Source organism: Mycobacterium sp. E1386 (genome assembly GCF_001672745.1).
Lineage (GTDB): Bacteria > Actinomycetota > Actinomycetes > Mycobacteriales > Mycobacteriaceae > Mycobacterium.
Map to the genome: position 1 here is coordinate 26,329 of NZ_LZKH01000086.1, position 12,352 is coordinate 38,680.

Consider the following 12,352-nt stretch of genomic DNA (forward strand, 5'->3'; position numbering starts at 1 on the left):
GAGCGTGACGGCGCCGAGGTCGGTCCCAAGTCGGCTAATCTCGCTTGCATGACTCGGCGGCTGCGCCCTGGTTGGCTGGTGGCGCTCTTCGCCTTGGTGATTTCGGCCAGCGCCTGGCTGCCGTGGTTGACGACGGCGGTCAACGGCGGGGGCTGGGCAAACGCCATCGGAGGCGCCCACGGAAACTTGGAACTGCCGCGGGGGTTCGGCGCGGGCCAGCTCATCGTCCTGCTGTCCTCCGCGCTGTTGGTGACCGGGGCGATGGTCGGCCGCGGGCTGTCGGTCAGGCTCGCTTCGGTTGGCGCGCTGGTGATTTCGCTGTTGATCGTCGCGCTGACAGCGTGGTACTACAAGCTCAACGTCAATCCGCCGGTATCGGCCCAATACGGCCTGTACGTCGGGGCGGTCGCGGCGGTGTGTGCGGTCATCTGCTCGGTTGCGGCGGTCATCGCGGCGCTGGCTTCCGGTCGGTCCGGCCGCTGAGACCTCAGGGGGGCGAGGGGAACTCGTGCGTTCCCGAGGCCAAGCTGTCGCTCGGCTCGTTGACGCCGAACACGAAGGGCGCGAACACGATTTCGCGACCGTCCGGGTCGCGGTAGGTGACGGCGCCCGTCGCCGCCCAGTACGGATGCTGGTCGACGGGGTCGATCCCCGCCGCTTGCAGGCGGGCGATCGCCGCCTGTTGCGCCTGCTGGTCGGGGAAGTACAGGCACAGCTGTTCGTGGTGGTCCACGGCGACGGCCTCGCCGGATTCCACGATCTCCAGGGTCAGATTCCAACTGGGCAGGCCGAAGATGGCGCCGTTGCTGCCGTAACTGTCACCGAAGGTTTCGAAGAGCGGCAAGCCGACCAGCTCTCGGTAGAACCGCACCGTCTCCTGGAAGTTCGCCGACCGGCGCGCGAAGCGAATGCCGCCGATCGACGCCAGCTGTACCGGCCAGTGCGTGGTGCGGCGAGGATGCTGGGCGGCCATCACAAGCCGACCGCGCTTGCCGCCGACTCGGCGGTATCCCAGCGCCGCAGCTGGTGGCCGGCGGCCCACGTCGAATGGGTACCGCTCGAAATACGCTCCGGCAGTTGGAGTTTGCACACCGGGCCATCGGCGATCCGGGCGGCGTCGAAGACCACGCAATAGGAGGCGTCGGTGTTCATGTCGGTGGTGAGCGTGACCAGGTAACCGTCGTCCTCACCGGTGGCGCCGACCCGTGGCGCCATCGCCGTCTCGCTTCCATAGACGCCGTCGCCGAAGCGGAATTCCTGTTGGTTCCCGGTGCGCAGGTCGTGTTTGACCAGCCCGTCGAACAAGAACCAGCCCGGCTTGCCGGTGGCGGCATAGGCGTAGCGGTAGTCGCCCGCGGCATAGTCCGGGTTGATGGTGCCGAACTCGGTGATGGACTCCGAGAGCCGCTCCTCCCGCACCGCCCCGGTGGTCAGGTTGAAACGCCAACGATGCAGCCGCGACTGCAGGCGATCGAGCGCCAGGAACCGAAACAGCTTGTCCCACTTCGACCCGCCGGTGTCCAGCGGGGAGGGGTCGTCCTCGAAGAAGCCGTCGAGGACGATCTCGTCACCGTCCTCGTAGGCGTTGACGAAGTGCAGCACGAACGTCGGGGCCGCCTCGAACCACCGGATGTCACCGGTCCCACCGCGGCGGGGGAGGATCGCGAACCGCGATGGGATGTCGGGGTAGAAGCGCGGCAGGTGCACGTCGTGCTCGAGCAGGGCGGGGTCCCAGAACAGCGGAAAATCGTTGAGAATCACGTAGTTTTCGGTGAACGCCATATCGTGCGGCAGTCGCGGCCCTGGCAGCGGGATGTCCATGTAGTGGACCAGCTCGCTGTTCTCGTCGACCACGCCGTAGCGCATGTACGGCTCCCGCTTGCTGTAGTTGAAGAACAGCAATTCACCGGTTTTGCCGTCCACCTTCGGGTGCGCGGACACGCCCCAATCGGTCGGGAAGCGCCCGTTCCAGCTTTCCTTGCCCAGCGTCTCGCCCGAGTATGGATTGACCCGGTAGAGGTCGCCGCATTGGTAGAAGCTGGTCAGTGCGACGCCCCGGTGCACGATGACGTCGGTGCTCGACGCGTCCTTCATCCGGGTGCGGGCCCCCCACCCCTCCTCGCGCTTGGCCAATTGCACCGGCTCGGCCAGCCCCGGCCACAGCGGGCCAGCGGCTTCGTTCTCGGCCAGGAAGCCGTCGGTGCGGACAAAGCGGTTGCGGTAGAAGGCCTTTCCGTCGCGGAACCCGACCATGTGCAGCATGCCGTCGCCGTCGAACGGGTGATAGGTCTTCAGCGCCGGGTGCAGCGGATTCTCGGTGTTACGCAGGTAGATGCCGTCGAGGTCGCGCGGGATTTCCCCTTCCACGGCGGTGAGGTCGTCGGCGTCCCACTCGGTGGTCTGGGGACGCCACGGCCCGGTCCGGTACGGGTGGTCGTCGTCCTCGGGCAGCGTGGACAGGAACTTTCCGACGATCTCAACGTCCATGTCACACGCTTTCTGCTGTCCTGACAATGAAACTGACCGTGGTGGCGGTGCTGCCGCCGAAGTTGAGGGTGCCGAACGTTTTCGCGCCGTCTACCTGATACTCCCCGGCCGCGCCGCTGACCTGCTTGGCCGCGTCGAGCAGCATGCGCACGCCGGAAGCCCCGACAGGATGACCGCCGCCGATCAGCCCGCCGCTGGGGTTGATCGGCAGCCGGCCGCCGATCTCGATCTCGCCGTTTTCGATGGCCTTCCATGACTCACCGGGGCCGGTCAGCCCGATGTGGTCGATGGCCAGATACTCGCTGGGGGTGAAGCAGTCGTGCACCTCGTACCCGTCGAGGTGGTCGAGGCTCAGGCGGGCGCGGGCCAGCGCGTCGTGCACCGCGGCCCGCACGTGCGGAAGGACGTAGGGGTCGTCAGCGGCCCGGTCCAGCTTCTGCCGCAGACCCAGCCCCACCGTCCGGTGCCCCCAGCCCTCGATGCGCCCGATCGGGCGCGCATCCGGATGGTCGCGCAGATAGTCGGCGCCGACCAAAACCAATCCAGCGGCGCCGTCGGTCATTTGGCTGCAGTCGAAGCGCCGCAACCGGCCCTCGGTGATCGGATTGGCGGCGTCGTCGTCGGTGATGGGGTCGGGGACCGTCCATCCACGTGTCTGGGCGTTGGGGTTACGCCGCGCGTTGGCGAAGTTCAGCTGCGCGATCGCCCGCAGGTGTGCGTCGTCCAAGCCATAGCGCCGGTCGTACTCGTCGGCGACTTGGGCGAACATCGACGGCCACAGGTAACGCGCGTCGGCGCCCTCGTGACCCGTCCACGCGGCCGCACCCAGGTGCTGGGCCGCGGTGTCGCCGGGCACCGTCTTCTCGAGCTCAACCCCCACCACCAGCGCGGTGTCGTACGCGCCCGACCGCAGGTCGGCGATCGCCGACAGCGTCGCGATGCTGCCGGACGCGCACGCTGCCTCGTGCCGGGAGGCGGGAATGTCCCAGAGTTCGGCGCAGACCGTGGCCGGCATCGCCCCGAGGTGACCCTGGCCGGCGAACATCTCCCCGAAGGCGTTCGCGACATGGACCACTTGGATCTCGGCTGGGTCCACCCTGGCCGAGGCGAGCGTGCCCTGGACGACCTCCGCGGTCAGGTCGGCGAAGTCGCGGCCCTCCTTGGTGAGGTTGCGGGCGAAATCGGTTTGCCAACCGCCCAGGATCCACACGCCCGCCGAGTCATCCATACGCCGCACGGTACTCCTGGAAAACCTCATCGTTCAGGCGTATCGCAGGCGCTCGCGGTCGAGAAGGTGCCCGAAATGGGGCGGCCCCGTCGGCTCTCGGGCTGAACCGACGGGACCTAGGCGTACGCGAAGGCCGGCCGACGCGTTCGCCTCTCATGGAACATTGCCCCGTACGGCGGCAGACAAACATGCGGACTCAACCTGATGCCGTGCGCGGCGAAACCATTTTGAACGCTTCGGGTTTGTCGCGGGCGGCTCGCATCCGGGTTGGGACCGTGCCGGGCACCGCGAATCGGGCGGGCGCGGATATGCCCGTCTCGTTTGACTGACGGCCGGGGCGGGTGGGTGAGCTTGTCGCTGCGCGGCGGACGCCACCGGCGGGGAGAAGGGCCGCGCCGGGCCTGGCGAGGAAGCGGGTTAGGAGGGCGGTGGCTGCCCCCTTGGGGTGGTGTTTCGACACGGTCACGGATGCGTACCTATCGACGCATCACTAGTCACAACAGTCGCGCTAGTCACTATCGTCACATGAGCCAACTACGGACGTCAATGCGGTGTCCCCGCAGCTCGAAAGGTGTTACATGTCGGCGATTCTTCGAAGTGTGTCGCTATCGATGGCGTCGGCGGCCGCTGTCGGACTCGTCTACGTGGTCGGCCCGGCGCCGACGGCCAATGCCACCCCGTGCGGGGCACCCGAAGCGAATGTGGAACCACCGGCCGCGCAGCCGGCCGTGCCCGCACCCCAGCCCGTCGTCCAACCACCCACCGGGCGCAGACCCACTCACACCAATGACCAGGCGCCCCTGCCCAGGCTGGGACCGCTGATCTCCTCATTCCTCAAGCCGGCGGCCCCTCGACAGGCCGCGCCGATGCGACCGCAAGCGGAGGTCCTTCCGCCCGGCCCAAATCCTCCCGTCCCCGGTCTGCCACAACCGCCCAACGCCGGCCAGTTGCAGCCCAACGCGGCCCCGGTCCCGCCGCCGCAGCCGCCGGCGGAGGCGCCGCCCGTCTCGATTGCCGGGGCGCCCACATCGCTCGTCGACTGGGTGACCGGACCCGACGGCCCGAACAAGACTTTGCAGCGTTTCAGCATTTCCGGCACCGACCTCGGTATCGCTTGGGACAACGGGGATCCGGTGAACCGTCAGGTGCTGATGGCCTTCGGCGACACCTTCGGCTACTGCAAGGTCAAGGGTCAACAGTGGCGCTACAACACGCTGTTCCGCAGCTCGGACCGGGATCTGTCGCATGGAATCCACATCGCGGAGGGCGTCCCCAACGACCGGTACTCCGGTTCACCGGTGTGGGCGCCGAGCCTGTCCAAGCAGGTCGTCAACACCATCCATAAGGCCGCCCACGAGACGGGGATCATTCCGACCGCCGGCATCTCGATCGGCAGGACGCAGTACATGAGCTACATGTCGATCCGGCAGTGGGGCCGAGACGGCGAATGGAGCACGAACTACTCGGCGATCGCACGGTCCAACGACAACGGCCAGAACTGGGGCATTTTCCCCACCTCGATCCGCACGGCCTCCGCGGACGCCATTCCGGGAGCCGGCTTCACCCCCGGTAACGAAAACTTCCAAATGGGTGCCTTCATGAAGGGCAACGACGGCTACCTGTATCAATTCGGGACTCCGTCGGGGCGCGGCGGTGCTGCGTTCCTGTCGCGGGTGCCGCCGGGTCAGTTGCCCGACCTCACCAAGTACCAGTACTGGAACGGCGACAACGGCGGCCGCTGGGTGCCCAACAACCCGGGCGCGGCGACGCCGATCTTCCCGGGGCCGGTGGGCGAAATGTCGGCGCAGTACAACAGCTATCTCAAGCAATACCTGGTGCTCTACACCAACGGCGGCAGCAACGACGTGGTGGCACGCACCGCGCCGGCACCGCAGGGGCCGTGGAGCCCTGAGCAGCCGCTCGTGTCGTCCTTCTCGATGCCCGGCGGCATCTATGCGCCGATGATTCACCCCTGGTCGTCGGGGCGGGACCTGTACTTCAACCTGTCGCTGTGGTCGGCATACGACGTGATGCTGATGCACACCGTCTTGCCCTAATCGTGATCGTGTCGCACCCCGAATAGTCGGTAAAGCAGGCGCACCCTGAATGAAGCGGGGGCCTAGCGAGAGAGGAGATCGAGGATGATCACTTTCGAGAACCCGGCCACGTCGACCGCCGGGAAGCCGCGGCGGCCAGACATCGAGGTGCGCATCGAGGGCGTGCGCCGCCGCGACGGCGCGGTCCGGCTCGGCATCATGCTCGACGGGCGGATGGCGACATAGCCCAGTGCGTCGGCGCCGGCCGCGACGGCAGGGGCAGTATGTACGCGTGAGTTGGGCGAAGCGTGAAGCAAAGGCGCTCGCGGACATGACACTGACGGGCGAAGCGTTGCTTGCTGAGCTTGAAGACTATATCCGCGTGCACAATCCGCTTTTGACGGATGTTCGGCTGGAGCGGGCAACCGCCACCGAGGAGTTCGACACAGCCGCCCAACCGCCTCGACGCTGGTACGACGTGATCTACCTGGCTGACGACGGCGAGGGTTACGGGATCAAGCCTTAGGCGTTTGGCTACGCGGTCGAGCCACTTACGTATCAGCGTGCGCTCAGCGGACCGAGAATCGCCAGCGCGCCGTGGTCAGCCCGAAGGCGGAGCGCGGCCGAGCGCGCACTTCCGTCTGCAGACTGGCGCCGGCACACCGGCAGCGGCCGCTACGGCCGGGGTGGTCAGTGTGCTCGGACCGTCCTGGGTAAGGAGTTCAGCCGCGACACCGACGATGTGGCCTCGGATCTGCTCGTGATGGGTGCGCGCGCTTCCGCCGGCTGCCAAGGCGAAGCAGGACGTCGCGCCACCGCAGAACAGGCACCGTCGCGGAAGACCGGCGTAACGTTTACGGATAACAGATAAATATTTTGCTTATTAGCTCTGGACGCCGCGGCGACGTTCTGGGTAGCCTACTTTCATGCGGGGCAGGCTCGGGTCGTTCACTGGCTAGGTTTCAGATGGTCAACAGCACGCTGGCGACGACGGCCGACGAGTCCGAATAGCTGTTATTGCAACCTGTTTAGGAGATTCGAGAGTGCTCGAGCGCTCCATCGACACCATTGAATTCGAGGGTGCGACTGCGGCCATGGCGGTCCCTCGCCACACCACCAGCGCCGCTGAGTGCCGTCCCCTGCCACCTCTCGGTTCATGAGGACTTGGACATGCGGTATCGAGCCCTATCCCTTTCGACCGCGGTGGCTTTCGCCACCGGAGTCCTCGTGGGACCTCCCATCGCGAATGCGGATGGGGACAACAACACGCTGATACCGAACAATAAGCGACTCAATGACAGTGTTGTCGCCAACGTCTACACGGTTCAGCACCAGTCGGGGTGCAAAAACGACGTCAGGATCAACCCGCAACTGCAACTCGCCGCGCAGCGGCACACCGAGGACGTGCTGAACAACCGGGCCCTCGATGGGGACATTGGCTCAGACGGTTCCACCCCGCAAGATCGGGCTAATCGGGCCGGGTTCAATGGTCCGGTGGCAGAGACGGTTGCGATCAACCAGTCCATCGCCATCAGCGGCAACGACTTGATCAACCGGTGGTACCACGACCCCGAGAACCTCAATATCATGTCGAATTGCGCCAACAGCCAAATGGGAGTCTGGTCTTTGAATAGTCCGGATCGCACTGTGGTCGTGGCGGTCTACGGCCAGCCTCAAGGGAGTGGGGGAAAACCGCCTCCGAGCACCGAAGGGCAGAACATTCCACTAGATCCCAGCCCCGACTATGACGCCAGCGACGAACTCGAGTTTGGTATCAGATGGCTGCCATGGATCTTGAGGGGCGTGTACCCGCCGCCGGCGCAGCCACCCGAATAAAGCTCGACTCGGATCTCATCGGTGGTGCCGAACCGTTGAGTGCGTCGGAACATTCAGGCTGGTGACCCGGCGACCACGGCACTTACGGTGCGCTCGCGCGCGGCGGCTTTAGCGTGAAGCAGTGCACTGCGACGCAGTCGGAATGCGAAAAGTAGATAGATGTATTACTCTTTACTTCTGATGAGTCGGCGGAATCGCTCGGCCGGAGCGGTCACTATCACGGCCCTCGCGATGGGCTGGGCTGCCGCTGTGGCTGTCACCCCAGCGCGAGCTGACTCAGTGGCGTATTTGTTGAACGTAACGGTTCGACCGGGGTACAACTTCGCCAGTGCCGACCAGGCTATCGCCTATGGCCAGGGGATCTGCGCCAAGATCGCCAGAGGCGACAGCTATGCCAGCATCGCCCGAGACGTCAAGGCGGACTTCAACAAATCTGACGAATACCAGGCGACATACCTGATAAGTCAGGCCGCGCAGGAGCTATGCCCCAACCTGATCTGGCAGCTGCGTAAGTCTGCGGCAAACTACATTCCGCCACCGCCGTGAATGCCAAACTCACTTCACTGCTGGGCGGTCACCAGGCCTGGCTTGAAAGCCGCCGACCGCGAATCGTAAGTCGAGTCGGTCTGGGGAGAAGCTCGATCGTTGATCGTTAGTGGTGCTGCTCCGCCGGACAACGTTCCGGGTGCCGTTGCGTTCTATGACGACGCGCATGCGACGACGCCAACCGCGATTAGAAGGGCTGCTGACACGTTGCTAAACCGCTTCTGCATCAGCTCACCCCGCTCGTTGGGTTCTTAAGCGTTGCCCTATGCCACATGGGAACCAAGGTGACCCGGCCATAATCCGCCGTAGGCACTGTGTGAAAGCGGCAGGGTCCGGGTGTTTTTCGTAACCTCGACCCCACCAGAGCATCCCGAACGCAAACATCGCGCCACCCGTTCGTCGTCGAACGCCTGCACCTCCGCCGGGATGCGTTGTCCCGAAACGATCTTCGGCCGGGTACGAGTTGCGGTAGCCGCATTGATCGCCTAGGCCGGCCGAGCAGCGCGTTCCGGGACTGCATAGAAAGGCTGCAACCGAAGCGATTTGGGCTGAAGATTGCCATTACGTCCGATTTCGGTCGGCGTGGCGCGGTTCGGGCGGCTTTGGAGCTGTCCAAGTGCCCTGTCGAAGGGCGTCTGTCACACCGCGCGTCGGCCTACAGACGAGGCATTAGTGAGGCGACTAGCAGGTTGCGCAGAACGCCGTCATCACCGCCGTCTTCCGGCTGGGCGGGTTCAGTGACAAGGCTGAAGGTCACCCGGACAATCCAGCGCGCGAGAGTGTCGGGGGACAGATCCTGACGAATCTCGCCCGCGGCGGCCGCCGTCTCGAGCCGCCGCACAAGGGCATCGGCAAGCCTTGCTCGCCATAGCTCCGAGCCCTCTGCGGCGCGATAGGCAGCGCCTAGGCCTTCATGGTCGTCGACGAGCGAGCGCATCACTGCCGAGTTGCGAGCGACGTGAGTGCCGCGGAGGCATGCCGCGACTAGCTGAGCAAGAAACGGTTCGTCAGTCTGCCAGCACTCTTCGACCCCATTTAGGGTAGACGTCAGCACCCGTAGGAAGGACGCAGCCAAGAGCGCGTCTTTGGTCGGGAAGTAGTAGTACACGGTCGACCGATGCACGCCAGCGCGACGGGCAACGTCACCCATCCGGGTGCGCGTCGGCCCTTTGTCCTCATAGCACGCATCGGCTGCGGCGAGCAGCCGTTCGCGGGCCTCCTCGTCTGCTTGCGAGTCTGAGGCACGCGAATTCCCATGTCGATCACTCGGCTGATCGGTCACCACTGCACCCTAAAGCCTTCGGGCAGAGCATTGATGCAGCTCATGGTCGGCATCCGCCTGGCACGCCGGCAATGGGCGTCGGGACACTTAGCAGCGACGTTTCCCGCGTATAGCTAACCGTTAGCAACGATCGAGTCGCGAGTGGCACGTGTTGCGTACAGCACTTGACAGTTCGATTGGTGAATCGACCGCAAAGCGCCCGAAAGCCGCTAAAGAGCTAATCCGATATATAGATATATGTTTTGCTGAACTGGCCTTGGCTGGCAAGTTTCTCTGTTTAGCGGACTGGGTTGTGCCTCAGTGCACTAAAGCGGCGGTCCGCGACCAGGCCGGCGATGGGTTGCGTTACTTTGGCCGACTGTTTCGAAGCAATGTTGAAAATTGCTGCAACATAATCCGAAGCGCCATCTGAGCCCCAAGCGATTGGGGAGCGTCTACCGCCGTGAAGTTCTTAGCGATGTCGGCGGGTATAAGCCCTGGTCGCGGACTGTCTATGCGCCAGCACCAGCTGGGCACTTCTTGAGTGACTCCCAGAGTTGTGACCGGGCGAGCGGTCCGGGTGGGCACCGACACCGCTCAGGATGAAGTTGTTTGCGATGCCCTCCGCGGTTAACGCATCGAGATGAATATGTGCAAGATTATATCGTCATTGTATTGCGGTCATCCGCAGCGGGTGCGCGATAAATAATCCAAACACGCCCCGATTAATTACGTCGTATATATTGCTGGCGGATGAGTAGGTGGAGCTGTCGGCGCAGCATCCTCCGAAGCCATTTCGACCGTCACATAATTACTTTTTCATTTCGTATTTTCATTTACATAATCTCTGATATGGCAAATAAGCTATCCACGTGGAACCGGGCCGGGGAGCGGGCATCGGACGGGCCGAGCCCCGGAGGAGCTGACCCCATCAATCAAGAGACACGCGGATGAATATGCTGTTCAGAGCCCTAGATGACTAGAAAGCCGGTCAAGACATCCAAGCGAGCGGACTTGCCTGGCCGGGTGGCAGTGCGACATTTAGTACGAAATTGTCGGATACAGCCAGCAAATGCAACCGCTCGGACGATTCTCGCTCGCAGTACTCATCCAAATCGAGCGCGCCAGTGTTGCCCTTTCTTACTAAGATGGTGTAGCGTCCCGCTGTGCTGTAGGCCACATCATTACGGCGGCGGGGTTACCTTTCCGTCGTGGGGAGGATTCATACGGTCTAATGTTGTCTGCGACTAGACATTGGCGACCACGCTAGTGGTAGCGGTAGATACCGAGCCGATTGCCGCCGCGTCCAGTGCGGCCCGCATATTGGCGTCCCTTGAGACCGGGCGGGGGGCCAGCGCCGCCAAGCCGCTGCGCGAGGTTGGCAGCTTCTTTGCGCTCTCGCTCGACACGCTGGTCCAGATGTTCCGTCCACCGCTTGCCTGGCGCGAGTTCATCCACCAGGCGTGGTTCGTCGCTCGGGTGTCGATGCTGCCGGCCGTCTTCCTGTCGATCCCGTTCAATGCTCTCGCGATTTTCATCATCAACATCCTGCTTGTTGAGATCGGAGCTGCTGACGCCTCCGGAGCTGGCTCTGCCTTGGCCGCTGTCGTGTACATCGGCCCCATAGCGGCAGTGCTGGTAGTCGCTGGGACCAGTGCGACCGCAATGTGTGCCGACCTGGGCGCCCGAACCATCCGCGAAGAAGTCGACGCCATGCGTGTCATGGGTATCAACCCGGTCCAGCGACTGCTGGTGCCTCGCGTCCTGGCGATCGGACTGAACGGGTTCCTCGTCAACTCCATCATCACCGTCGTCGGTTTGATTGCCAGCTACCTGTTCTCGGTCTACCTACAGCACGTCAATCCCGGCTCCTATGCGGCGAGCCTGACGTTGCTCGTCGGGCTGACTGACCTAGTCATAGCGTTCGCCAAGGCGACGTTGTTCGGCTTCATCGCGGGTTTGATCGCCTGCTACAAGGGGATCACGGTCGGTGGGGGGCCCCAAGGTGTCGGCAACGCCGTCAACGAGACGGTGGTCTATACGTTCCTGGCGCTCTTTGTCATCAATGTGGCGCTGACCGCGATTACGAACAAGGCGACGATGTGAGCGCCGCCCCAGCGGCGCACCGGCTGCCGAATCTGACGAGCACGCTGGGCCGACTCGTTGACGGCTGGAACCGCCTCGGAAGCCAGACCGCGTTCTACGTCCGAGCCCTTGGTTTTCTGTGGGAAGCGTTGAGCCGCTACAGAATAGAGACGCTGCGGCTGATCGCAAACATGAGCCTGGGTGTCGGCGCCCTCGCCATGATCGGCGGCACCGTAGTCATCGTCACGACTTTGACGATGTCTACCGGTGGACTCGTTGGTATCCAGCTCTTCCGATCGTTGTCCGACGTTGGCGTGCAGGCGTTGAGCGGATTCGCCTCCGCTTACATCAACACACGGCTGGCCTCGCCTCTGATCGCCGATGTCGGCCTGGCGGCCACCATCGGCGCGGGCGCTACGGCACAGTTGGGCGCCATGCGAATCAACGAGGAAGTCGACGCGCTCGAGGTGATGGGCATCCACTCGATTTCTTATTTGGTCTCCACCCGGGTGGTAGCCGGTGTGCTGGTGGTGATCCCGCTGTGGTGCATGGCGACGTTGTCCGGATATCTGGCCACCCGCAGCTTGATCATTTTCGTCTACGGGCAGTCACCGGGCGTGTTCGATCACTACTTCCGTACTTATCTTCAGCCCACCGACTTGATCTGGTCCCTACTACAAGTTATTGCCGCGGGCAGCGTAATCATGTTGGTGCACACGTATTACGGCTTCCACGCGTCGGGCGGGCCGGCGGGCGTCGGTGAGGCGGTCGGTCGCGCCGTGCGCACCTCGCTGACCGTTGCGGTCGCGGTGACGTTGGCGGTGGCATTGGCCGCCTATGGAGTGTCCGGCAACTTCCACCTGTCTGGGTAGC

At 64.0% G+C, this 12,352-nt stretch carries 12 protein-coding genes; 8 read left to right on the top strand and 4 right to left on the bottom strand.

Annotated features, from left to right (window positions below; translation table 11 throughout):
- Positions 1–48 precede the first annotated feature (48 nt).
- Positions 49–483 carry a hypothetical protein gene (locus tag A5709_RS10120; protein ID WP_067951474.1) on the top strand — a complete coding sequence of 145 codons (435 nt, stop codon included), beginning with the start codon at positions 49–51 and terminating at the stop codon, positions 481–483.
- A 4-nt stretch (positions 484–487) separates the two neighbouring features.
- Here A5709_RS10120 and A5709_RS10125 read toward each other — a convergent pair whose 3' ends face one another.
- The 3 genes from A5709_RS10125 to A5709_RS10135 are packed head-to-tail and all read right to left on the bottom strand — an operon-like array spanning position 488 to position 3,715.
- Positions 488–973, bottom strand: coding sequence for a VOC family protein (locus tag A5709_RS10125; protein WP_068012452.1), 486 nt, complete (start codon positions 971–973; stop codon positions 488–490).
- Positions 973–2,487 (bottom strand): carotenoid oxygenase family protein, encoded by a 1,515-nt coding sequence (locus A5709_RS10130; RefSeq protein WP_067951470.1) that lies wholly within the window; start codon positions 2,485–2,487, stop codon positions 973–975. The genes A5709_RS10125 and A5709_RS10130 overlap by 1 nt, the downstream gene beginning before the upstream one ends.
- A gap of 1 nt (position 2,488) precedes the next feature.
- The gene (locus A5709_RS10135) at positions 2,489–3,715 is read right to left on the bottom strand and encodes an acetyl-CoA acetyltransferase (RefSeq protein ID WP_068119735.1); all 1,227 of its coding nucleotides are present in this window, start codon (positions 3,713–3,715) and stop codon (positions 2,489–2,491) included.
- A 578-nt stretch (positions 3,716–4,293) separates the two neighbouring features.
- Between A5709_RS10135 and A5709_RS10140 the strand changes: the two genes are divergently transcribed.
- From A5709_RS10140 to A5709_RS10155, 5 genes are all read left to right on the top strand, one after another.
- Positions 4,294–5,772, top strand: coding sequence for a DUF4185 domain-containing protein (locus A5709_RS10140; protein WP_067951466.1), 1,479 nt, complete (start codon positions 4,294–4,296; stop codon positions 5,770–5,772).
- Positions 5,773–5,856: 84 nt separating this feature from the next.
- Positions 5,857–5,997, top strand: coding sequence for a hypothetical protein (locus A5709_RS27970; RefSeq protein ID WP_156673444.1), 141 nt, complete (start codon positions 5,857–5,859; stop codon positions 5,995–5,997).
- 46 nt (positions 5,998–6,043) lie between these two features.
- Entirely contained in the window at positions 6,044–6,277 is a 234-nt protein-coding gene (locus A5709_RS10145) for a hypothetical protein (RefSeq protein ID WP_068119737.1), read from the top strand.
- Positions 6,278–6,921: 644 nt separating this feature from the next.
- Positions 6,922–7,587: a CAP domain-containing protein gene (locus A5709_RS10150; protein ID WP_068012462.1), complete on the top strand. Its 666-nt coding sequence runs from the start codon at positions 6,922–6,924 to the stop codon at positions 7,585–7,587.
- Between the two features lie 159 nt (positions 7,588–7,746).
- Positions 7,747–8,133 carry a DUF732 domain-containing protein gene (locus tag A5709_RS10155; RefSeq protein WP_156673446.1) on the top strand — a complete coding sequence of 129 codons (387 nt, stop codon included), beginning with the start codon at positions 7,747–7,749 and terminating at the stop codon, positions 8,131–8,133.
- A 655-nt stretch (positions 8,134–8,788) separates the two neighbouring features.
- Here A5709_RS10155 and A5709_RS10160 read toward each other — a convergent pair.
- Positions 8,789–9,415, bottom strand: coding sequence for a TetR/AcrR family transcriptional regulator (locus tag A5709_RS10160; protein WP_068119754.1), 627 nt, complete (start codon positions 9,413–9,415; stop codon positions 8,789–8,791).
- A gap of 1,299 nt (positions 9,416–10,714) precedes the next feature.
- On the opposite strand from A5709_RS10160, the gene A5709_RS10165 reads away from it, so the two are divergent.
- Both A5709_RS10165 and A5709_RS10170 read left to right on the top strand, forming a co-directional pair.
- Positions 10,715–11,500 carry an ABC transporter permease gene (locus tag A5709_RS10165; protein WP_068012544.1) on the top strand — a complete coding sequence of 262 codons (786 nt, stop codon included), beginning with the start codon at positions 10,715–10,717 and terminating at the stop codon, positions 11,498–11,500.
- A complete protein-coding gene (locus A5709_RS10170; RefSeq protein WP_068012464.1) occupies positions 11,497–12,351 on the top strand; it encodes an ABC transporter permease in 855 nt (284 codons plus the stop codon). Before A5709_RS10165 ends, A5709_RS10170 begins: the two co-directional genes overlap by 4 nt.
- Position 12,352 lies beyond the last annotated feature (1 nt).

Excerpts from the sequence above, each read along its gene's own strand:
- A5709_RS10120 (WP_067951474.1), top strand. The coding sequence starts at position 49 with ATGACTCGGCGGCTGCGCCCTGGTTGGCTGGTGGCGCTCTTCGCCTTG.
- A5709_RS10125 (WP_068012452.1), bottom strand. The coding sequence starts at position 973 with ATGGCCGCCCAGCATCCTCGCCGCACCACGCACTGGCCGGTACAGCTG.
- A5709_RS10130 (WP_067951470.1), bottom strand. The coding sequence starts at position 2,487 with ATGGACGTTGAGATCGTCGGAAAGTTCCTGTCCACGCTGCCCGAGGAC.
- A5709_RS10135 (WP_068119735.1), bottom strand. The coding sequence starts at position 3,715 with ATGGATGACTCGGCGGGCGTGTGGATCCTGGGCGGTTGGCAAACCGAT.
- A5709_RS10140 (WP_067951466.1), top strand. The coding sequence starts at position 4,294 with ATGTCGGCGATTCTTCGAAGTGTGTCGCTATCGATGGCGTCGGCGGCC.
- A5709_RS27970 (WP_156673444.1), top strand. The coding sequence starts at position 5,857 with ATGATCACTTTCGAGAACCCGGCCACGTCGACCGCCGGGAAGCCGCGG.
- A5709_RS10150 (WP_068012462.1), top strand. The coding sequence starts at position 6,922 with ATGCGGTATCGAGCCCTATCCCTTTCGACCGCGGTGGCTTTCGCCACC.
- A5709_RS10155 (WP_156673446.1), top strand. The coding sequence starts at position 7,747 with ATGTATTACTCTTTACTTCTGATGAGTCGGCGGAATCGCTCGGCCGGA.